General features: G+C 70.4%; 14 protein-coding genes and 1 pseudogene. 5 read left to right on the forward strand and 10 right to left on the reverse strand.

All coding sequences use genetic code 11. The features are described 5' to 3' along the window. On the forward strand, positions 1-901 hold a 901-nt coding region (locus ACYVO6_RS14740; RefSeq protein ID WP_461061189.1), incomplete at its 5' end, for a carbohydrate ABC transporter permease. After that, positions 898-1,785, forward strand: a complete 888-nt coding sequence (locus ACYVO6_RS14745; RefSeq protein ID WP_461061191.1) for a carbohydrate ABC transporter permease — start codon at positions 898-900, stop codon at positions 1,783-1,785. The genes ACYVO6_RS14740 and ACYVO6_RS14745, both read left to right, overlap by 4 nt. 50 nt (positions 1,786-1,835) lie before the next feature. Here the strand turns inward: ACYVO6_RS14745 and ACYVO6_RS14750 are convergent, their stop codons facing one another. Continuing rightward, complete coding sequence (locus tag ACYVO6_RS14750; RefSeq protein WP_461061193.1) at positions 1,836-2,624, reverse strand: DeoR/GlpR family DNA-binding transcription regulator; 789 nt, start codon at positions 2,622-2,624, stop codon at positions 1,836-1,838. Between the two features lie 164 nt (positions 2,625-2,788). Between ACYVO6_RS14750 and ACYVO6_RS14755 the strand changes: the two genes are divergently transcribed. Next, positions 2,789-3,661 carry a class II fructose-bisphosphate aldolase gene (locus tag ACYVO6_RS14755; RefSeq protein ID WP_461061195.1) on the forward strand — a complete coding sequence of 291 codons (873 nt, stop codon included), beginning with the start codon at positions 2,789-2,791 and terminating at the stop codon, positions 3,659-3,661. A 62-nt stretch (positions 3,662-3,723) separates the two neighbouring features. On the opposite strand, the gene ACYVO6_RS14760 is transcribed toward ACYVO6_RS14755, so the two are convergent. The 6 genes from ACYVO6_RS14760 to xylB all read right to left on the reverse strand — a co-directional run bounded on the left by ACYVO6_RS14760 (position 3,724) and on the right by xylB (position 13,091). Continuing rightward, entirely contained in the window at positions 3,724-5,637 is a 1,914-nt protein-coding gene (locus ACYVO6_RS14760) for a glycoside hydrolase family 5 protein (RefSeq protein WP_461061403.1), read from the reverse strand. Positions 5,638-6,241: 604 nt separating this feature from the next. Next, the gene (exaC, locus tag ACYVO6_RS14765) at positions 6,242-7,765 is read right to left on the reverse strand and encodes an acetaldehyde dehydrogenase ExaC (RefSeq protein WP_461061197.1); all 1,524 of its coding nucleotides are present in this window, start codon (positions 7,763-7,765) and stop codon (positions 6,242-6,244) included. A 152-nt stretch (positions 7,766-7,917) separates the two neighbouring features. After that, positions 7,918-9,222: a GAF domain-containing protein gene (locus tag ACYVO6_RS14770; RefSeq protein ID WP_461061199.1), complete on the reverse strand. Its 1,305-nt coding sequence runs from the start codon at positions 9,220-9,222 to the stop codon at positions 7,918-7,920. 108 nt (positions 9,223-9,330) lie between these two features. After that, positions 9,331-9,942: an N-acetylmuramoyl-L-alanine amidase gene (locus tag ACYVO6_RS14775; protein ID WP_461061201.1), complete on the reverse strand. Its 612-nt coding sequence runs from the start codon at positions 9,940-9,942 to the stop codon at positions 9,331-9,333. A gap of 413 nt (positions 9,943-10,355) precedes the next feature. Further along, positions 10,356-11,564 (reverse strand): ROK family protein, encoded by a 1,209-nt coding sequence (locus ACYVO6_RS14780; RefSeq protein ID WP_461061203.1) that lies wholly within the window; start codon positions 11,562-11,564, stop codon positions 10,356-10,358. 81 nt (positions 11,565-11,645) lie between these two features. Next, positions 11,646-13,091 (reverse strand): xylulokinase, encoded by a 1,446-nt coding sequence (gene xylB, locus ACYVO6_RS14785; RefSeq protein WP_461061205.1) that lies wholly within the window; start codon positions 13,089-13,091, stop codon positions 11,646-11,648. Between the two features lie 166 nt (positions 13,092-13,257). Between xylB and xylA the strand changes: the two genes are divergently transcribed. Then, positions 13,258-14,424, forward strand: coding sequence for a xylose isomerase (gene xylA / locus ACYVO6_RS14790; protein WP_189322633.1), 1,167 nt, complete (start codon positions 13,258-13,260; stop codon positions 14,422-14,424). A gap of 122 nt (positions 14,425-14,546) precedes the next feature. Next, the gene (locus ACYVO6_RS14795; RefSeq protein WP_461061207.1) at positions 14,547-15,428 is read left to right on the forward strand and encodes a hypothetical protein; all 882 of its coding nucleotides are present in this window, start codon (positions 14,547-14,549) and stop codon (positions 15,426-15,428) included. A gap of 67 nt (positions 15,429-15,495) precedes the next feature. Here the strand turns inward: ACYVO6_RS14795 and ACYVO6_RS14800 are convergent. The 3 genes and pseudogenes from ACYVO6_RS14800 to ACYVO6_RS14810 form a co-directional block, all read right to left on the reverse strand. Further along, positions 15,496-16,834 (reverse strand): annotated as a pseudogene (locus ACYVO6_RS14800) (esterase-like activity of phytase family protein). A gap of 119 nt (positions 16,835-16,953) precedes the next feature. Continuing rightward, positions 16,954-18,222 carry an SWIM zinc finger family protein gene (locus ACYVO6_RS14805; protein WP_461061209.1) on the reverse strand — a complete coding sequence of 423 codons (1,269 nt, stop codon included), beginning with the start codon at positions 18,220-18,222 and terminating at the stop codon, positions 16,954-16,956. Then, positions 18,219-21,083: a DEAD/DEAH box helicase gene (locus ACYVO6_RS14810; RefSeq protein WP_461061211.1), complete on the reverse strand. Its 2,865-nt coding sequence runs from the start codon at positions 21,081-21,083 to the stop codon at positions 18,219-18,221. The genes ACYVO6_RS14805 and ACYVO6_RS14810 overlap by 4 nt, the downstream gene beginning before the upstream one ends. Positions 21,084-21,327: the final 244 nt, after the last annotated feature.

A 21,327-nucleotide genomic window follows, 5' to 3' on the forward strand; every position in this document is an offset into this window, starting at 1 on the left:
GCCACCCTCGCCGCGCCGCCGTCGCAGGACTTGGCGCGTGCTGGAGCCCGTGTTGTGGCTCGGTCCCGCGACCCTCCTCATCCTGACCATGGTCGTCTGGCCGGTCATCGAGATGATCCGTACGTCCCTGACACGGGTGAGCTCCACCGGACAGTCCCAGGGGTTCGCCGGCGTCCGCAACTACACCGACCTGTTCGCCGAGGGCGACCTGCCCGGAGTACTGCTGCGCACCCTCGTGTGGGTCGTCGGAGTCGTCACCGTCACGCTCGTGCTCTCTCTCGGCCTGGCCGGGCTGCTGAACTCCCGGTTCCCCGGGCGCAGGCTGGTGCGGTGGGCGCTGATCGTGCCCTGGGCCTCGTCCGTGCTGATGACGGCCCTCATCTGGCGCTGGATGCTCAACAACTTCTACGGCGTGGTCAACCGGCTGCTCATGGACCTCGGTGTGCTGGACGCGCCCGTCAACTGGCTGGCCAATCCGGGGTCGGCCCTCGCCGCGATGATGGGCGTGGCGGTGTTCGTCTCGCTGCCGTTCACCTCGTTCGTCCTGCTGGCCGGTCTGCAGAGCATCCCCGCCGAGGTGTACGAGGCGGCGCGGGTGGACGGCGCCGGCCCGGTCCGCGGTTACCTGGGCATCACCCTGCCGCTGCTGCGGCCCTCGCTGGTGGTCGCCGCGATCATCAACGTCATCAACGTGTTCAACTCGTTCCCCATCATCTGGGCCATGACGCGCGGCGGCCCCGGGTTCGCCACCGACACGACCACCACCTACCTGTACAAACTCGCCTTCGACAACCAGTCGGTGGGGGAGTCGGCCGCCATGGCCGTCGTCAATTTCGGGCTGATCCTGGCTGTGGTGCTGGTCTATCTGCGCGTCGTCCGCCGACAGGAGGACACCGCGTGAGCAGGACCACCGTCATCCCCCGCAAAGCCGCGCCGCGCAGGAGGCGGCCAAGACCGATGAAGCTGCGCACCGTCCTGCTCACCGCCGTCGGATGGCTGGTGGCGCTGGCGTTTCTCGCGCCCTACGCGGAAATGCTGCTGACGGCGCTCAAACCGACGCCCGAACTGATGAAGTCCCCGCCGTCCTATCTGCCCTCCCGATGGGAGTGGTCGAACTTCACGCACATCTGGTCGCTCACCGACCCGCGCGTCGCGGACGCGCTGGTCTTCTCGCTGTACGTCGCCGGGGCGGCGACGCTGCTCGCCCTGGCCGTCGGGCTGCCCGCCGCGTACTACACCGCCCGGCACAGTTTCCGCGGGCGCGGCGTCTTCCTGCTGCTCGTACTCGTCACTCAGATGTTCGCGCCGACCGCACTGCTGGTCGGCATCTACCGGGAGATGGTCAGCCTCGACCTGACCGACACCGCCGAGGGCCTCATCCTGGTGAACGCCGCGTTCAACCTGCCGTTCTGCGTGTGGATCCTCAACGCGTACTTCGCCAGCATCCCCCGGGAACTGGAGGAGGCGGCCTGGCTCGACGGCACCGGGCGGTTCGGCGCCCTCACCCGTGTCGTACTGCCGCTCGCGATGCCCGGTGTGGTGACCGCGCTCGTCTACACCTTCATCGCCGCGTGGAACGAGTACGTGGTGGCGCTCACCATCACCTCGTCCAGCAACCGGATGACCCTGACCAGGGCGATTCCCGGCTTCGTCACCTCGTACCACGAGCAGTGGCAGTACCTGTTCGCCACTTCGCTCGTCTCGATCGTGCCCGTGGTGGTGCTGTTCGTCTTCGTGGAGCGCCACCTCGTCTCCGGCCTGACCGCGGGCGGCGTTCGGGGATGACGACGGGATGCGCATCGCGGCCGGGGCCGGCACGGGAGCGGCGTGCGGTGTCAGGCGCGGATGACCTCCACACCGGCCGCCACGAACGACTTGGTCAGCTCGTCCGAGGCGGCCTTGTCGGTCACCAGGACGTCGATCTCCTCCACCGGGCAGATGCGGGCGAAGGCCTGCCGGTCCAGCTTGGAGGAGTCGGCGACCGCGACGACCCGCTGCGCGCGGCGGGCCAGCGCCCGGTTGATGCTGGCCTCGCCCTCGTGGTGGGCGGTCGCCCCGTGGGCCACATCGATGGCATCCACCCCGATGAAGACCTGGTCCAGTGCGATCTCCGCGAGCAGTTCGGTGGCCAGCGGCCCGATCAGCTCATAGGACGCCGGCCGGGCCACTCCACCGGTCACTACGAGCTTGACGTGGCGCCGCACGACCAGCTCGTTGGCGATGTTCAGGGCGTTGGTCACCACGGTGACCGCCGTCTCCGCGCCGCCGGAACTCAGGTCGGCGCGGGTGGCCAGTGCCCGCGCCACCTCGGTGGTCGTGGTGCCGCCGTTCAACCCCACCACGGCGCCGGCCTTCACCAGCCCGGCGGCCGCGTGCGCGATCCGCTCCTTCTCCGGAGCGTTGCGCGCGGCCTTGTAGCGCAGTGGCAGGTCGTAGGCGATGGCGTTGAGCGCGGCTCCGCCGTGCGTGCGGGTGACCATCTGCTGGCGGGCCAGCTCGTCGAGGTCTCGCCTGATCGTCGCGGCGGAGACCCCCAACTCCTCGGCAGCCGCCTCGACTTCGATCCGCCCGTCGCGCGTCAGCATCTCCAGCAGCGCGCTCCACCGGGCCTGCGGTCCCGCCATGTCTCACAACTCCCTGTCGATGGTGTGCGCCACGATGTGCGCACCTCCATGAAATCACAGTGCTTGATTGGGTGTTTTATGGTCGCCAAACGAGCAAAACCCTGCACTCTCCATAAGTCCATGCCGCTGTCGCGGCCCCCACACGCCACGATCGGAGGTCGTCCGTGCCGCTGACTCCCACCGCCGACGTGGTGAGCTCCGCGTGCCGCGACAGACGGGCCGTCGGCGCGTTCAACGTGATCACCCTGGAGCACGCCGAGGCCGTGGTCACCGGGGCGGAAGCCGTGGGCTGCCCGGTCATCTGCCAGATCAGCGAGAACGCCGTACGGTTCCACGGCAGCCGGCTCGCCCCGATAGCCCGCGCCACCGCCGCGCTCGCCGAGGCGGCCGCCGTCCCAGTGGCGCTGCACCTCGACCACGTCACCGACGAAGCGCTGCTGCACCGCGCCGCGGACTGCGGTTTCGGATCCGTCATGTTCGACGCGTCCGCGCTGCCGCACGCCGAGAACGTCGCCGCCACGCGCGCCGCGGCGCGGTGGGCACACGCTCAGGGCCTGTGGGTGGAGGCGGAACTCGGCGAGATCGGCGGCAAGGACGGAGTGCACGCCCCCTCGGCACGTACGGACCCCGATCAGGCGCGCGACTTCGTGTCCGCCACCGGGGTCGACGCACTGGCCGTCGCGGTCGGCAGCTCCCACGCGATGACCACACGCACCTCCCGGCTGGACCACGGCCTCATCGCCCGCCTCGCCAAGGCGGTCCCCGTGCCGCTGGTCCTGCACGGCGCGACGGGCGTGCCCGACGCAGAGCTCCGGCAGGCGGTGGCGGCCGGCATGGTCAAGATCAACATCGGTACGGCACTGAATGTCGCCTTCACCGGCGCGGTCCGCGACGCACTCGCCGCGGCACCCGCGGCGGTCGACCCCCGCCCGGCCCTCACCGTGGCGCGGCGGGCGATGGCCGATGCCGTGACCTCGGCGCTGCGGACCCTGTCGGGCGGCGGGTACGGGACGAGACGAGCCGACCGGGGACCGTAGGACCCGGCGGCGCCCCGAACCGCTCGGGGAGCCCGGCACGATGACCCTAATGACGCAGCAGGTCAGCGCAGTTTTCGGCAGTACAGCGCGTCCGGAGTCCGTGCTGAGCCCACCCGGCCCGTGTACGCGATCCCGGCCGCGTACTCGTCGTCCGCGCACTGGCCCTTGTAGTGGCCCTGCGCGAAGTCGCCGCCCTTGGCGGCCGAGCCCCTGTTGTCGCCGCGGTCGAACCAGACGGTACGGCCGCCCGTGCCGAGCCCGTCGGCCGGAGCGGCCGCGCACAGGGCGGCGGAGACGGCGGAGCCGCGGACGCTGTAGCCGGTCAGGAAGTGGCCGTCGGCGCACTGGAGTTTGGTGTATCCGGACGCCCAGTCGTGGCCCGGCCTGACGTACCGGTCGTCGACGACCACCACATGTCCGCCGGCCGGGTCCCACAAGGGGCCGACGGACACGTCTGAGCACAGGCCCCGATTGCCGGTGTGGCTGAGGCCGAGCAGCCGCTGGCCGTCGGGGCACACAGCCTTGCGGGCGCCGGAGTCCCAGTCGGGCAGGGCCCGTATCCGCCGCGACTGGACGAAGTCGCCGTGATCGGGGCTGAGCATCGACCAGTCCGCCACGGGCTCCACCGGGCCGGTGCGACCCTGGGCCTGGATGAGCCGGGTCCAGGCAGCGGCCCGCCAGTCGTCGCCGTCGTAGAGGCCCATGCGGCGGCCCCCGGCGTCCCAGTGCAGAAGGGCCCAGCCGTTGCCGGTGCGGTTCTCGTGCCAGCCGACGAGCGGCCAGTACGCGAAGTCGGCGTCGGTACGGATCAGATGGTCGACGAAGTTCTCGAACCAGGCGCGCTGCTTCTGGCCGGTCTCGTCACGGCCTCCGATGCCGAACTCGCTGATCCAGACGGGGGCGGTGAAGTGCCGGTCCTGTTCGGCGGTGACGAAGAACGCCTGGCGGTTCAGTACGTCGACCAGTTCGGTGGGAGCCAGGTCGCGGTAGCGGGGGTCGGTGGTCTCGCCGGTTCCGGTGGCGCCGCTGTGGTTCGGGCCTGTGTAGTCGTAGAAGTGAGCGGAGTACACGAGCTTGCCGGAGTCGACAAGCGTGTGCGAGAGGCGGCGTACGGGCTCCAGGGTGGGGCGTTCGTGGGGGAGTCCGTCGACGGGGATGCCGGTCCAGTTGATGCCCTCCACGATGATCAGGAGATCGGGGTCGGCCTCCGTCAGGATGCGGTCACCGACGCGCTGCGAGGCGGCGAACCAGTCGTGGTGGTCACCGAGCCCCCAGTTGGGGTCGTCCCAGACATTGCGGCGCACCTCGTTGTAGAGGTCGGCGCCGACGACGCGCTGGTTGTCCCGGTAGCGGCGGGCCATGAAGAGCCAGTCGTTCTCCCAGGTCTCGGCGGACTGGCTCGCGTTCCAGCGTTCGTTGCCGTCGACTCCGCAGCACCAGCGGGTGGTGTTGGTGTGGTTGTTGAGGATCACCGCGAGCCCGGCGGCGGTGAGTTCCCGTACCACAACGTCGTACACCTGTAGCGGGGACCTGCCGCGCAGGGAGGGATTGGCGGCCACGGAATCGTCCGTGACGGGACGGCTGTCGTGGATCATCTCGTTGGAGAAGGGCAGCCGGATGCTGTTGATCCCGATCTCCCGGAAACCGGCGATGATCTCGGCCATGGGGGCACGGTCCAGGCCGAGCGGTATCCGGCCGGAGTTCTCGCCCGCGTGGTGGTTGGCGTCCTCGTCCGCGCTTCCTGAACCGTTCCAAGTGCCACTGGCTCCGTGCCAGTTGCCGGACCGCAGCTTGAAGCGGTCGCCGTCCGCGTCGACGATCCAACGACCCCGCGTGCTGAGCGGCGGCGTCCAGTCCGCCGCGGTCGCGGCGATCTCAGGTCGGGCGCCGGCCTCGGGGGCGGGCTCTCGCCCGACTGCTGCCTCGGCAATGGGTGCCAGGGCCACCAGGAGGAGTACGGCGGCCAGTGTGGCCATGGCCTTGATGAAGGATCCGCGCACGGTCACCACCCTGAGGCATGCATTGTCATGGCACCGTCATCATGGGGGACTGTGCGGCATTGGTCCAGTCCTGCGCACAAGGGGGACCGTTCCGTCGCTCGGTGAGTCACGTCCCAGCCGGCGGCATCCACATGACGAAGAGCCTCCCAACCTCCCCGAGGGGAGCCGGTGGTTATGCCCCCAATCAGCGGTCTACCAGTGCCTCTGGGCCCGGTGACATCAACCCCCAGATCATCAATGGCAGGGGGGCAAAGTCATGCCGGTCCCGGAGGCCGGGAACCCCGTTGCGGGTCGAGGGAAACGGTAATGGGGGCGGCGACCGGCTTGCTGCGGCCATGAAACGATCGATGGCGTCCCGCTGTGTGCAATGGTGTTGCATGCAGCGGTGGGAGGCCCGGACAGATAACCCGGAGGGTGTCTTAGGGTCCCTGGCCCGGAAATGCCTCGGAACTGCTGGTCAGAGCTGGAACAGGGGTGGGAGATATCGGGAGTGAGGCCGCGTTTCGACTCGCGGCATAGGAGTGCGCCCAGAAGGGCGCCTGGCGGGCATACGTCCTGGTCAGGCGCCCTTTTTCTGTGCCTAGAAGAAGCCCAGCTTCTTCGGCGAATACGACACCAGGAGGTTCTTCGTCTGCTGGTAGTGCTCCAGCATCATCTTGTGTGTCTCGCGGCCGATGCCGGACTGCTTGTAGCCGCCGAACGCCGCGTGTGCCGGGTACGCGTGGTAGCAGTTCGTCCATACTCGGCCCGCCTGGATCGAACGGCCCGCGCGGTACGCCGTGTTGATGTCCCGCGTCCATACGCCGGCCCCGAGCCCGTACAGCGTGTCGTTGGCGATCTTGATGGCGTCGTCGAAGTCGGCGAACGACGTCACCGAGACGACCGGGCCGAAGATCTCCTCCTGGAAGATCCGCATCCGGTTGTCGCCCTGGAAGATCGTCGGCTGGACGTAGTAGCCGCCCGCCAACTCACCGTCGTACTCGATGCGATGACCGCCCGTCAGAACCTTGGCGCCCTCCTGCTGGCCGATGTCCAGGTAGGAGAGGATCTTCTCCAACTGGTCGTTGGAGGCCTGGGCGCCGATCATCGTCTCGGTGTCGAGCGGGTGACCGGGCTTGATCTGCTCGGTGCGGGCGACCGCCGCGTCGAGGAACTCGCTGTAGTGGCCCTGCTGCACGAGCGCCCGGGACGGACACGTGCACACCTCGCCCTGGTTGAGCGCGAACATCGTGAAGCCTTCGAGGGCCTTGTCCCGGAAGTCGTCGTCCCGCGCCCATACGTCGTCGAAGAAGATGTTCGGGGACTTGCCGCCGAGTTCGAGCGTGACCGGTTTGATGTTCTCGGAGGCGTACTGCATGATCAGCCGCCCCGTCGTGGTCTCCCCGGTGAAGGCGACCTTCGCAACGCGCGGGCTGGACGCGAGCGGCTTGCCCGCCTCGACCCCGAACCCGTTGACGATGTTCACGACGCCCGGCGGCAGCAGATCCGCGATCAGGCTCATCCAGTAGTGGATGGACGCCGGAGTCTGCTCGGCGGGCTTGATGACGACCGTGTTGCCCGCGGCGAGCGCCGGGGCCAGCTTCCACACCGCCATCAGGATCGGGAAGTTCCACGGGATGATCTGCGCCACGACACCCAGCGGCTCATGGAAGTGGTACGCCACCGTGTCGTCGTCGAGCTCGCCGAGCGACCCTTCCTGGGCACGGATCGCCCCCGCGAAGTAGCGGAAGTGATCGATGGCGAGAGGGATGTCGGCGGCCAGCGTCTCGCGGACAGGCTTGCCGTTCTCCCAGCTCTCGGCGACCGCCAGCTTTTCCAGATTCGCCTCCATCCGGTCGGCGACCTTGAGGAGGATGTCGGCACGTGCGGTCACCGACGTGCTGCCCCAGGCGGGGGCGGCCGCGTGTGCCGCGTCGAGCGCGCGCTCCACGTCCTCCGCCGTGCCCCGCGCGATCTCCGTGAACGGCTGCCCGTTCACCGGGCTCGGGTTCTCGAAGTACTGCCCGCGGGCCGGCGGCACGTACTCGCCGCCGATGAAGTGGTCGTACCGTGCCTGGTAGGAGACGATCGCGCCGTCGGTGCCGGGCGCTGCGTAACGGGTCATGCTGTTCTGCCTCCCGGGGAAGGACCGCCCGCCGTTGGGCGGCTCTCGGCGCGAGCGTAGGAGGGGAGAGGTTGCAGGTACGTTGCGCGAGTACGGCGGGGGAGCGGGCGCGGTGCCGGCGAAGGCGAGGCCGTGGCGGCGGATGAGGGCCGTCAGTGTCCCGGCCACCCGCGCGGTGCCGACTGCTCGGCCTCCAGCTCCTTCAGCCGAGCCCGTACGGGCGCCGTCGGGCGTATCGCGGCGAGCGTCCGCCATACGTCGAGATCGTCCTCGCCCCACGGTGCGTGCGCCCAGTCCGCCAGCAGGTCCGGGTCGCGGCGGGCCACGAGCGCCGCGCGCAGCCCGTCGGCGAGCCTTCGGCGCAGCCGCACCACCTCCGGCGCCTGCGAACCGGGCAGCAGCGGACCCACGTACGCCCTCGCCGCAGCCGTGACCGCCCCAGCGCTGAGCCCGCGCTCCACGACCTCGACATCGCACTCCACCGGAACCGTCAGCCGGTACGGCCGCGAGCCGAGCAGCCCCGCGCCGAGGAGCCGCCGCAACCTGGCCAGCTCCGCACGCAACGTCACTGGCGTCACCGACTCGTCCTCGTACAGCGCACACAGCAGCTCGTCGCCGGTCAGCCCCTCGGGGTGCCTGGACAGGAGCACCACGATCTCGCTGTGCCTGCGGCTCAGGCGCAGCGTGCGGCCGCCCGCCATGAGCAGCGCCTCATCACGGCCCAGCGCGGTCAGCTCGAGCGCGTCGGTGGTGGTCGGGGCCGGTGCCAGCAGCGCCAGTTGGGACTCCGCCGCTCGTGCCACGGCCTGCACGAAACCCAGGCTGTGCGGATGCGCGAGCCCGTTCCCGCCCGTGATGTCGACCGCGCCCAACAGCCGTCCCGTGCGCGGATCGTGCACGGGAGCCGCCGCGCACGTCCACGGCTGCACACGCCGGATGAAGTGCTCGGCCGCGAAGACCTGCACCGGCCGGTCGAGAGCGACCGCCGTACCCGGAGCGTTCGTACCGACCGCCGACTCCGCCCAGCGCGCTCCCGGTACGAAGTTCATCCCGTCGGCCTTCTGCCGGGTCCCCGCGTGGCCCTCGACCCACAGCAGCCTGCCCTGCGCGTCGCACACCGCGAGGAGATGCTCGCCGTCCGACGCGAACGTGCCCATGAGTTCACGGAACAGCGGCATCACCCGGGCCAACGGGTGCTCCGCACGGTAGGAGCCCAGGTCACCGTCCGTGAGCTCCACGCGCGCGGTGCCGTCAGGGCCCACCCCTGCCCGCGCCGAGCGACGCCACGAATCCGCCACCACGGAACGCACCGGCCGCGTCACCGTGCCCGCTTCCGTGAACGTCTCGTGGGCGCGGCGCAGCACCCGCACCCTCTCGACGGGATCGGACCCCGGCTCCAGGGCCACCCATGGATCGGACAACTCGGCCTCCCCGGAAGGCAATGCGGCTGGGGACATCGTCACTCCGGTGACGAGCGTGGACAAGCGTCCCGACCATGCTCGGTACGGGCTCGGTATGAGCTCGCCCTGGGCCCCGCTGCCTTCCGCCCCTCAACGGCCCGTCCATCAGGCGGAGTTGACCAGCCTCATATACCGTGTCCAGTCCCAGTGCGGCCCCGGATCGGTGTGGTCCGAGCCCGGCACCTCATAGTGCGCGATGATGTGCGAGCGGTCCTTGGGGATGCCGTACTTGGTGCAGATCGCCGCGGTCAGCCTCGCCGACCCCTCGTACATGCGGTCGGTGAAGTACGCGGGTTTGTCCACCCACCCTTCGTGCTCGATACCGATGCTGCGTGTGTTGTAGTCCCAGTTGCCCGCGTGCCAGGCGGTGTCGCGCTCCCGCACTATCTGCGCGACATTGCCGTCGGCCGACCGCACGACGTAGTGCGCGGACACGTTCTTCTCCCGGTTCTGGAAGATGCGCAGAGTGTTCGCGTAGGTCGCCTGCGCCACATGAATGATCACGAAGTCGATGGGATGGCTCCTCGGACGGTCGGAGACCGTGTAGTTGGAGAGGCTCGCCGGGACCCATTCGGCGAGCGAGTAGTCGAACGCCGGGGTCCTGGCGCCGGCCCGTGTGCTGGGCAGTAACGCGGTGGAGAGTGTGGCGAGGGCGGCTGTCTGCAGGATGCGCCGCCTGCTGGGAAGTGACGTGGGCAGGAAGCCGGGACGGTTCAAAGGAGAACTGCCTTTCGGTGGTTAGTGGTGGTGAGTCGTTTCGCGCAGCCGAGCGTGCAGCCCGCGAGGTATCTCGCGTTCTGACAGCCGCTCTTTGCGGAGCTTGGCCACGCACGGAAATCCGCCCGCCTCCGACCCGTTCCGGCACCGCAGCAGTACTACTCCTGACATGTGAATCCCCCGATCCCCAGTCCTGGACAACACGGTCCATGGACAAGTCTCCGTCGCCCTGACAGCGGCGCCTCGCGTGAATTACGGTACGGCGCTTGCCGGTTGAGGAGGAAGCGGTCCGGCCAGATCCGTGGACAACACGGGCATTGTGGATAACTCGGTCACTCACAAGGGTGATTGGGACAGGAGGCACGGCCGGGGGAGGGGCCGGAGAGACTCCACACGGGCAGGCGAGCCCAGGCCTACGCCCCGCTCCCCACCGCCGCCGGATCATCGAGCACAGCCCGTACCACCGAGTGCGCGGCGCCCAGCAGCGGACCCTCGGACCCGAGCCGCGAGACGGCCACCGCGCACGCCGGACCGGCCGTGCGCCGCGCCAACTCCCGTTCCAGCGACGGCAGCAGCCACGGCGCGAGCTCGGACAGCGCCCCGCCCAGCACCACGGCTTCAGGGTCCAGCAGATTGACCGCTCCGGTCAGCGCGATGCCCAGCGCGGTTCCGGCGTCGTGCAGAGCCCGCCGTACGTCCTGGTCATCCTGCGCGGCTCGCTCGGCCAGCAGTCCGACGCGGTCCTCGCCCGGTTCCAGGCCGGCCACGCGCAGTACGGCCTCCTCACCCGCGTACTGCTCGAGACAGCCCCGCCCGCCGCACGCACAGGCCGGCCCATCGGGACGTACCGGCACATGCCCCAACTCGCCCGCGAACCCGTGCCTGCCGCGCAGCAGCCGACCGTCCACGACCACCGCTCCACCAATACCGATCTCTGCCGAGACATGCAGGAAGTCGCGCGGTGCCGCCTCGTTGAGCCAGAGTTCGGCGAGCCCGCCGAAGTTCGCCTCGTTGTCGACCGTCAGCGGGAGCTCGCCGGGCAGCAGCGCACCGAGGTCCGTGTCATGCCAGTCGAGGTTGGGGGCGCGTACCACGGTCCGGGCGTCGCGGGCCACCAGTCCGGGCACGGCGACGGCGAGACCCGCGGGCCAGAGGCCTTCCCGGTCCGCGTCGGCGATGACCTGGCGTACCAGCGCGGTCAGGTCTCTCAGCACCGGTTCGGGCGACCGGCCTCGGTTGGCGGTGTGCCGCACCGCCCGTGCCCGCACCTCGCCGCGCAGATCCACCGCGCACACGGCGAGGTGGTCGACGCCCACTTCCGCGCCGATCCCGGCGGGACCATGCCCGCTGACGGCCAGCGCCGAACCGGGCCGTCCCACCCGGCCGGGACGCTCGGGGCCGAGCTCTTCGAGGAGCCCCGAGCGGATCAGCTCGTCCACGAGCGTGGAGACGGCCGCCCGGGTCAGCCCGATGCGGGAGGCGACGGCGGCACGGGACAGCGGCCCCTCGGCGCTGACGGTGTGCATCACGCGCGAGAGGTTGCGGCGGCGCATGCCCTGCTGGGTGTCGGGCAGGCGGCGGCCGGGACTGCTCGGGTGGGCCTCGTGCAGCGGTGTGGTCATGCCTGCGTCAGTCCTCGTCCGGCCGGCCCTGTCAGGGCTGTCCTGGTCAGTGCGGGCCGACGCCCGCAGAGGTGGGTCTCGTCAGCGCTGATCCGGCTGGCGCTCCAGCAGCGGGGCCGCGTCGGAGAGTACCCCGGCGATCCGCGCCAGTGCCGCCTCGTCCCGCTCCACCGCCTCGAGCACCGGTCCGCGCGCGGTGTCCCAACGCCGGGCCACCGCCGCCGGGTCCTCGCCGGTCAGTACGCCCGCGGCCTGCGCGGCGGCGCCGAGCGCGACCAGTTCCTTGGCCTCGGGCACCTGAACGGGGCGTCCCGACAGACGGCGTACGGTCTGCTGCCAGGCCGTTCCGCGCGAGCCGCCGCCGATGAGCAGCAGCGGAGCCGAGCGGTCCGCGTCCGCGTCGAGCACCAGGTCGAGGGCGCCGAGCAGCGAGTGGACCGCGCCGTCGTACGCGGCCTGCAGCAGTTGCCCGGGCGTCGTGTCGTGGCGCAGTCCGTGCAGCAGCCCCGAGGCATGCGGCAGGTCCGGGGTGCGCTCGCCGTCCAGGTAGGGGAGCAAGGTCACGCTCGTGCCCGGCTCGACGGCCTCGCGGTCGATGCCCAGCAGGGTGGCGACGCGGTCCACGGCGAGCGTGCAGTTGAGGGTGCAGGCCAGCGGCAGCCAGTCGCCGCGCGCGTCGGCGAAGCCCGCCACGGTCCCGGTCGGGTCGGTGGGCCGTCGCGTCGACACCGCGTACACCGTGCCGGACGTGCCGAGGCTGAGCACCGCGGTGCCCGGGCGCAGCCCGAGTCCGAGTGCGGCGGCGGCGTTGTCCCCGGTGCCCGGGGCGACCAGCGTGCCCTTGGAGAAGGGCAGGTCGCCGCTGTCGCGCACGGTTCCGACCACCTCGCCGGGCCGGACGACCCGGGGCAGCAGGGCCGGGTCGAGGCCCACGTGGCGGAGGATCTCCTCGTCGTACGTCTCGGTCCCGGACGCCCACCAGCCCGTACCGGAGGCATCGCCCCGGTCGGTCGTGCCCAGTCCGGTGAGGCGCTCGGTGAGGTAGTCGTGGGGCAGCCGCACGGCCGCGGTGGCACGGACCGCCTCGGGCTCGTGCTCGGCCAGCCACGCCCACTTGGTGACCGTGAAGGAAGGGCCCGGCACGCTGCCCGTGCGCTCGGCCCAGGCCTTCGGGCCGCCCAGTTCCTCCACCAGGCGCCGGGCCTGGGGGGCCGACCGCACGTCGTTCCACAACAGGGCAGGGCGCACCGGAACGCCCTGGGCGTCCAGCGTGACAAGCCCGTGCTGCTGGCCGCCCACGGACACCGCCGCGGCCTCGTGAGCCGCGTCGCCGCACTGGTGCAGGGCCTCACACAGCGCGTCCCACCACTGCCGTGGGTCACTCTCCCGGCCCGCCCCGGAGGAGACGGTGTGCGGCGCCTGTCCGCTCGCCACCACCTCTCCGGTGGCCGCGTCCACGACCAGTGCTTTAGTGGACTGGGTGGACGTGTCCACGCCGACGACGAGCGGACCCTCGGCTGCTGACATCGGGCTCTCTCCCTCTTTTCCGCGGCTCCGCGGGATACGGCCTGCTTCCGGGCGCCCGGACCGACACGGTCCGGCTTTCACACCTCGTCTCTTCCCAGAGATGCCTCCGCATACTAATTTGTTAAGCGCCATGACGAAATAGTCGGAGCGAACAAGGAGCCGCGGCATGAACTACCAGCCCACCCCCGAGGACAGGTTCACCTTCGGCCTGTGGACCGTCGGCTGGCAGGGAAGGGACCCGTTCGGCGATGCCACCCGGCGTGCCCTTGACCCCGTCGAGTCGGTGCAGCGCCTGTCGGAACTGGGTGCCTACGGAGTGACCTTCCACGACGACGACCTGATCCCCTTCGGGTCCTCGGACACCGAGCGCGAGTCGCACATCAAGCGCTTCCGTCAGGCGCTCGACACGACCGGCATGACCGTGCCGATGGCCACCACGAACCTGTTCACTCACCCCGTCTTCAAGGACGGCGCGTTCACCGCCAACGACCGTGACGTGCGCCGCTACGCGCTGCGCAAGACGATCCGCAACATCGACCTTGCGGTCGAGCTGGGTGCCCAGATCTACGTCGCCTGGGGCGGCCGGGAAGGCGCCGAATCCGGCGGCGCCAAGGACGTACGCCTCGCACTCGACCGCATGAAGGAGGCCTTCGACCTTCTCGGCGAGTACGTGACCTCCCAGGGATACGATCTGCGCTTCGCGATCGAGCCCAAGCCGAACGAGCCCCGCGGCGACATCCTCCTGCCGACGGTCGGCCACGCCTTGGCGTTCATCGAGCGCCTGGAGCGGCCGGAGCTGTACGGCGTCAACCCCGAAGTGGGCCACGAGCAGATGGCCGGGCTGAACTTCCCGCACGGCATCGCCCAGGCCCTGTGGGCGGGCAAGCTCTTCCACATCGACCTCAACGGTCAGTCCGGCATCAAGTACGACCAGGACCTGCGCTTCGGAGCCGGTGATCTGAGGGCGGCGTTCTGGCTGGTGGACCTCCTGGAGAGCGCCGGTTACGCCGGGCCGAAGCACTTCGACTTCAAGCCCCCGCGCACCGAGGACCTCGACGGCGTGTGGGCGTCGGCCGCCGGCTGTATGCGCAACTACCTCATCCTGAAGGAGCGTTCGGCCGCCTTCCGCGCCGACCCGGAGGTCCAGGAGGCCCTGCGCGCCTCACGCCTGGACGAACTGGCACAGCCCACCGCCGCGGACGGCCTTCAGGCGCTGCTCGCCGACCGCGCGGCCTTCGAGGAGTTCGACGTGGAGGCTGCTGCCGCGCGCGGGATGGCGTTCGAGCGCCTGGACCAGCTGGCCATGGACCATCTGCTGGGCGCCCGGGGCTGATGCGCCTCCGCGGGTGAGGCTCTGCGCGGAATTCAGCGGAATCGTGCGATCCATGCCATGAGTCCGTATCAAGTTCCGCGCAGGGCTCGCATGGTGACCGGCTCGAGGCGACTCTTGTCGGTATGGCCATGCCGCCCTTACCGCCCCAGCCTCCCCGGCCGCCGGACGACACGCCGCCTCCGGGCAACGGCGGCTTCGGCCCGCTGCCCGAAGGTTTCGGTCCGCCTCCCGAGGGTTACAGCACGCCTTCCGGGGGTTACGGCACGCCCCCTGGGGGCTACGGGCCGCCGCCCGGAGGCGGTGGCCCGCCATGGCAGGGCGGCGGGGACTGGCAGCCACCACCGCCCCCTGGCCCACCCGGCGGTCCGGGAGGGCGCCGCAACGCGCTGTTCATCGTGCTCGCCGTGATCGTGGCGATCGGGGCCGTCGCCGCGGTGGTACTGGTGGCCACCAGCGACGACGGCTCATCGGGGAAGCAGTCGCCTGCCGAGAGCAGCGACACCACAGGGGGTACGCCCACGCCGTCGCTGAGCATCCCCTCGGAGCTGCCCAGCGAACTGCCGTCGCTGCCCTCCGGCGTGCCCGATCTGCCGACTGACCTGCCCAGCGGCCTGCCCACCGACCTGGAGTCACTGCTCCCCACTCCCGCGGGCAACGAAGTGCCGTACTACATGCTGAAGGCCGGTGACTGCTTCAACGTCGACAACAGCAGGCCCGGCCAGGCCGCGAAGCGGTCGTGCCGTACGGTGCATGACGCCGAAGTCGTGAAGGTGACCGAGCTGGAAGGCACTTACTCGACCGATGCCGCCCTCAAGAAGGCGGCATCGGACCTGTGCGAGAAGCCCCTGCAGGCCAAGGCGGTCAAGCAGCCGGCCGGGACCGTGCGCGGCACCCTGGTGCAGTATCCGGACTCCACCGGCTTCAAGCTCGGCATCGACAACGTCGCGTGCAGCCTGTCCGCGGACCCCGGCGGGAACCGCAAGCTCACCAAGCCGTTGACATGAACCACGCGCGCGTAGCGCACGAACGTCAGCTACGCGCGCGTACCGGATGAAAACGCGAGCCGGGCGTTCAGATTCTGCTCCCGCGCGGCAGCCTTACGTACGTCACCGTCGTCTCGACCCCGCTGTCCACCAGGCGTCCCTGTGCGTCGAACGCGCCCTCGCCGTCCGTCATCCCGAAGTCGTTGTCGTTGATGAGGGCGAGCGTGTCGTGGTCCACGCGCGCGATGCCCTCGATCTTCCCGGGCACCCCTTCGACCTTGCCCAGGTCGACGACAAGGCGCTTGCGCAGCACCGGAACCCCGGAGGCGGCGGGGTCGTCGAGCTGCTCCAGGGACGGGGACGTGGTGTCGTCGTCCCACTTGTCACCGAGGATGTCCGCGCCGCGGCTCAGCTTCACGACCTGCAACCTGGCGGCCTTGTCGGTGCGTTCCTCGACGAGCAGCCGGTCATGGCCGACGGCCACCAGGGAGGAGATCTTCAGCTCGGAGGTGTCGTCCTCGCTCGGGTCGACCACATGCACCGGATCGAAGCGGTACGCGTACTCGGCCGTGACGGCCCGCTTCTTCGGCGAGAAGCGCAGCAGGCGCGTCGTGAGCGACGCCTCACCCGCGTCCTCGTCCGGCACCGACAGCGGGCTCTGCACGGCCATCACCAGGTCCCCGCCCGGGAGTTGGGCGAACCCTTCGAAGCCCCGGTTGGCTTTCCGGTGCAGCAGGATCGAGGGCAGTGCCTCGACGACCGGGTAGTCCGTGCCGGTCAGGTCCAGCCCCTCGGGCACATAGCGGGTGAGGACCTTCCCGCGCGCGGAGACATGGATCAGCGAGGGCCCGTACTCGTCCGCGAGCCAGAAGCTGCCGTCCTCGGCGCGCACGATGCCCTCGGTGTCCACACCGTTCGGGTTGTACGAGAGCCGCGTCGTACGAGTACGGCGCCTCGTCGCGCCCCTTCTGGTTGGACAGACCGGTGACGGGCTTCCCGGAGGAGGTGGTGACCGGGATCGCGTCCAGCACCTTCACGGTGTCCCCGGACACGCGGATCTTCACGATGGCCGGATCGAAGCCGGGCACGGGGAACGTACGGCGCTTCTTGCCGTCGACCGTGATCTGGCCGTTGGGGCCGCGATCGGTGACCGTCCAGAACTCGCCCTTGCGGCCGGCCGGGTAGATGTCGCTGCCGATGCCACCGAGGTCCACACCGCGGTCGTTGTCCACCGTGCCCGGCAGCGACGCGTTGCTGAACGCGCCGAGCGGGATGTCGCCGAGCGTCGCGGTGTGCGTGACCCGCGCGTCCCCTGAGGGGGTGCCGACAGCCGTGCCTGCCACCACGAGGGTGGCCAGCAGGGCCAGCGGCACACCCGCGGCGACGGAGCGGTGGACGCGGCGCCGACCGTCGGCGTGCGGGGACATCGGGCCTCCTGAGGCACAGGTTCGTGGACAGCGGCCAGATTTCGCCCCCGTACCGAACGCCGTACGACCGACAGGTGAACGCCGAGCGTCAACCACTCATCCGCTGGGCGGTGTTGGGCTCAGTCGCGGCCTTCCGCAAGAGCGAGGGCAGTCGCCGGGTCCTGTGCGGCGGGGCCCACGGGAGCCCATCGTCCCCGTTCCTTGCGATACGGCCACCAGCGGCCGTCGAGCCCCAGTCGCAGTTGCGCCTGCCCACCGACGACGGTCCAGCGATTGCGGGACGCACGCAGTTGCGGCCGCTCGTCCTCCTCCCAGGCCGACTCAAGGGCGGCACGCGCGCGTGCGAGCGTTTCCGCCTCCACCGTCCACTCCGCCTCGAGCACGTCGAGCGCGGCCACACCCCCGTACTCCCAGGCACGGACGCCGAGCTCCAGCCCCTCCCGGTCGCGGCCCGACCCTTCGCCGAGCCGATCGGCCAGGGGGGACTCAGGGGCGCCCACGGCCAGCCGCACCGCATCCTGTGCGGCCGTCAACTCCGCCTCCACGGGATGCGCTTCGTGCCCGGCCCGGAGCGCCTCGGCGAGCAGCCGGTGGGCCTCGCGAGCCGTCTGCGTCGCCAAGAACGCCAGGGCGGTCGGATCGACGCCGGGGGCGGGTTCTGTCTCCGTGTCCAGCGAGGGCGGCTGTCCTGGCTCTCCGGGCAGAACAGGCGCGGCGGGCAGCGGCGGCAGGATGTCCGCCGCCGCGTACGCCTCAGCGGCGTCCACGCCCTCGTACGGCTCATCCCGCACGGGCGCCGCTTCGACCCGCGGGCCGCTGCGTACCTGCAACTCGTCCAGCAGCTCACGCTCGGCCCGGCCGCGCATCAACAGCAGCACGAACGGGTCCTGGTCCAGCAGCCGCGCCATCTGGTAGCACAGCGCCGCCGTGTGACCACAGTGGTCCCAAGCATCACAATCGCACTCAGGCTCCAGATCGCCCAGTCCCGGCAGGAGTTCGACGCCGGCGGTCGCCGCGTCCTCGACCAGATGCGGTGGCATCTCACGGTCGAGCAGCGCCGCGATGTGCCCGGCCCGTTCCACGGCCATGTCCAGGAAACGGTCCCACTGGTCCTCGGACAGTTGCTGGAGCAGGACATCGGCGCGATGCGCAGTTCGGTCGCGGTCCTGGACCACCGCGGTGATGCGTCCGGGACGCACCGACACGGCTCCCACGGCTCCCGCGCGCGCGAGCCTGCGGCCCGTCCTCACCTGCTCCGAGTCCAGTGCCGCGTCCTCCAGTGCCTTCAGCCAGGCCTGCCCCCACCACGTCTGTGCGAATCCCCGTCCGCGCGCGGGCGGCAGCGCGGCGAAGGTGCGCTCCGGGCTGTCTTCGTACGGATCGCTCATCGGGCGCCTCCTCGCAGCTCCACCAGGTCGGCCAGTTCGGTGTCGGTCAGTTCGGTGAGCGCAGACTCCCCGGCGCCGAGCACCGAGTCCGCCAACTCCCGCTTGCGCAGCAGCATGTCCGCGATCCGGTCCTCGATCGTGCCCTCGGCGATCAGCCGGTGCACCTGCACCGGCTGGGTCTGCCCGATGCGGTACGCGCGGTCGGTGGCCTGCGCCTCGACGGCCGGGTTCCACCAGCGGTCGTAGTGCACGACATGCTCGGCCCGCGTCAGGTTCAGACCCGTGCCCGCGGCCTTCAACGACAACAAGAAGACCGGCACTTCGCCCTCCTGGAAGCGCTCCACCATCGCCTCCCGCTCGGCGACGGGCGTGCCACCGTGCAGGAACTGAGTGGGCACCCCACGCGCTGCCAAGTGGCGCTCGATCAGCCGCGCCATCCGCACGTACTGCGTGAAGACCAGAACACTCGCTCCCTCGGAGAGGATGGTGTCGAGCAGCTCGTCCAGCAGCTCCAGCTTTCCGGAGCGGCCCACGATCTTCGGGCTCTCCTCCTTGAGGAACTGTGCCGGGTGATTGCAGATCTGCTTCAGCCCGGTGAGCAGCTTCACGATCAGGCCGCGGCGCGCCATGCTGTCGGCGCCCGAAATCTCCGCGAGCGTCTCGCGGACCACCGCTTCGTACAGACCTGCCTGCTCCTTGGTGAGCGACACGGCACGGTCGGTCTCGGTCTTCGGCGGCAGCTCCGGCGCGATGCCCGGGTCCGACTTGCGACGGCGCAGCAGGAACGGCCGTACGAGCTGGGCGAGCCGATCCGCCGCGCCGGGTTCCTGTCCGCCCTCGACTGCCTGCGCGTACCGGCTGCGGAACGTGCCGAGCCTGCCGAGCAGCCCAGGAGTCGTCCAGTCGAGAATCGCCCACAGCTCGGAGAGATTGTTCTCCACCGGAGTCCCGGTGAGTGCCACGCGCGCGCGTGCGCCGATCGTCCGCAGCCGGCGTGCCGTGTCCGAGTACGGGTTCTTCACGTGTTGCGCCTCGTCCGCGACGACCATGCCCCATGACGCTGCGGCCAACTGCTCGGCGTCGAGCCGCATCGTGCCGTACGTCGTGAGGACGAACTCACTCTCAGCCAGGTCCTCCAGACTCCGCAGCGGCCCGTGAAAACGGCGCACAGGGGTGCCGGGAGCGAACTTCTCGATCTCGCGCTGCCAGTTGCCCATCAGGGACGTCGGGCAGACGACGAGTGTGGGACCCGCCGCCGACTCGTCGCTCTGCCGGTGCAGATGCAGGGCGATCAGCGTGATCGTCTTGCCGAGGCCCATGTCGTCGGCCAGGCAGCCGCCGAGCCCCAACGAGGTCATCCGGGCCAGCCAGTTGAGGCCCCGCAGCTGGTAGTCCCGCAGAGTCGCGGCGAGAGCGGCGGGCTGACCGATCGGCTCCTGCCCCTCCGGGTCCGCGAGCCGCTCCCGCAGTGTGGCCAGCCACCCTGTGGGCCGTACGTCGACCCGGCGGCCGTCGACCTCCGTGGAGCCCGTCAGAGCGGCGCTCAGCGCGTCGATGGGAGTGACCTTGTGATCCTGCTGCACACGGGCGCGGTGCACCTCCTGCGGGTCGACGAGCACCCACTGGTCGCGCAGCCGCACCATGGGGCGGTTCGCCTCGGCGAGCCGGTCCAGCTCCTGCCGCGTCAGCTGCTGATCACCCAGCGCGAACGACCAGTTGAAAGCCAGCAGTGCATCGGCCGACAGGAACGACGGAACGTCCGACGACAGCCGCTCCGGGCCCTGCTCGTCATCCGGTGGTCCGATGACCGCGCGGGCCGTCAGCTTGCGCGCCAGCTCCTTGGGCCAGTGCACCTCGACCCCGGCAGCCGCGAGTGTCCGCGCACCTTCGCCGAGCAGTTCGGTGATCTCCTCGTCGGCGAGGTCGATCGCGTCGGGCACGGCCGCCGACAACAGGGGCGTGAGCGGAGCCCAGGCCCGTGCGGCTCGGCGCAGGGCGAGCAGGGCGTCCAGACGCGCGCGCGGACCGAAGGCCGGACCTGAGGCGCCCGTTCCGGCCCACACTTCGGCGGCGTCCGCGATCAGAGCCGGGTCGCTCACACTGTGCAGCTGGAGCACCGCACGGAAGGGCAGCCGTGTCTTGTCCGCCATGGCCGAGTCCAGGCCCGGAATCTCGATGCGCAGCGAGATCCGTACGCCCGCGTCGTGCCCCGCGGCGACGTCGGCGGCCCACGCCCGCTGCTCGGGGATGTGCTGCGGTGCCGGCGCCGCGAAGGCCGAACCGCTCGTTGCGAGCGGCGCCGCAGGGGACCGGGGGAGCGTGTCGGCGACCGCGTCGAGGAAGGCGCGCACCAGCCGCTCCGGGTCTGGCAGGCGCAGCGGCTCGGTCTCCTCGACCGGCACCGCGTGCGCGTGCGGTGGCATCGCGGCGGCGAGTTCGCGGATCCTTTCGACGTCCTCCGCCCGCAGTGGACCGACACGCCACGTGTCATGGTCTGCGGCGCTCAGACCGGGCAACAATAGTCCGCGCGCCGCCAGTTGAAGCGCGAGCAGGGTCGCCGCACCCCAGAAGGCGGCCGCCCTGTGTGCGTACGCGGCGGCACGCGCGCGCGTGAGGACCGGCAGCGCGGCCCGTACCGGCAACAGCACGGCCGGCACGCTCACCAGCTCGACACCGCCTTCGCCGGGCAGCACGACGGTCAGCTCCTCGACGGAGCCTGATCCGACGGCAGGAGGATCGTCGCCGTCGGGGCGCCAGAAGGCGACGCTGCCGGTGCGGGCCGGTTCGGCGGGCACGAATACTGCGCAGCAGCGGGCCAGTTCGGAGATCTCGGAGGGAGTTGCCGCGGGATTCCTCTGCACAGGAATAGCTTATTCCTCAAATTTGACTACTGGAGGACAGGGTGGCCGAGGATACAGCACCGTGGGCATTCGAGAGGCGTGGTGTAGCTGTGACGTAGGCCACTTTCTCTGGGGGTGTTGTCAGATCCACCTGAAGGCGGGTGGAGGCCCCAGCGTGGACACGGGTGGTGCCGCCATGGTCGCCCAAGGTCACTGATCCGTACGTTTCTTCAGGTCAGCCCGTTCCCGGAGAGACCGGAGACCA

Source organism: Streptomyces pseudoechinosporeus, assembly GCF_054783935.1.

What these genes read in the sequence shown, in the direction of transcription:
- exaC (WP_461061197.1), bottom strand. Translation starts at nt 7,765, where the DNA reads ATGACCCGTTACGCAGCGCCCGGCACCGACGGCGCGATCGTCTCCTAC.
- ACYVO6_RS14750 (WP_461061193.1), bottom strand. Translation starts at nt 2,624, where the DNA reads ATGGCGGGACCGCAGGCCCGGTGGAGCGCGCTGCTGGAGATGCTGACG.
- ACYVO6_RS14795 (WP_461061207.1), top strand. Translation starts at nt 14,547, where the DNA reads ATGGCCATGCCGCCCTTACCGCCCCAGCCTCCCCGGCCGCCGGACGAC.
- xylB (WP_461061205.1), bottom strand. Translation starts at nt 13,091, where the DNA reads ATGTCAGCAGCCGAGGGTCCGCTCGTCGTCGGCGTGGACACGTCCACC.
- xylA (WP_189322633.1), top strand. Translation starts at nt 13,258, where the DNA reads ATGAACTACCAGCCCACCCCCGAGGACAGGTTCACCTTCGGCCTGTGG.
- ACYVO6_RS14770 (WP_461061199.1), bottom strand. Translation starts at nt 9,222, where the DNA reads ATGTCCCCAGCCGCATTGCCTTCCGGGGAGGCCGAGTTGTCCGATCCA.
- ACYVO6_RS14805 (WP_461061209.1), bottom strand. Translation starts at nt 18,222, where the DNA reads ATGAGCGATCCGTACGAAGACAGCCCGGAGCGCACCTTCGCCGCGCTG.
- ACYVO6_RS14780 (WP_461061203.1), bottom strand. Translation starts at nt 11,564, where the DNA reads ATGACCACACCGCTGCACGAGGCCCACCCGAGCAGTCCCGGCCGCCGC.
- ACYVO6_RS14760 (WP_461061403.1), bottom strand. Translation starts at nt 5,637, where the DNA reads ATGGCCACACTGGCCGCCGTACTCCTCCTGGTGGCCCTGGCACCCATT.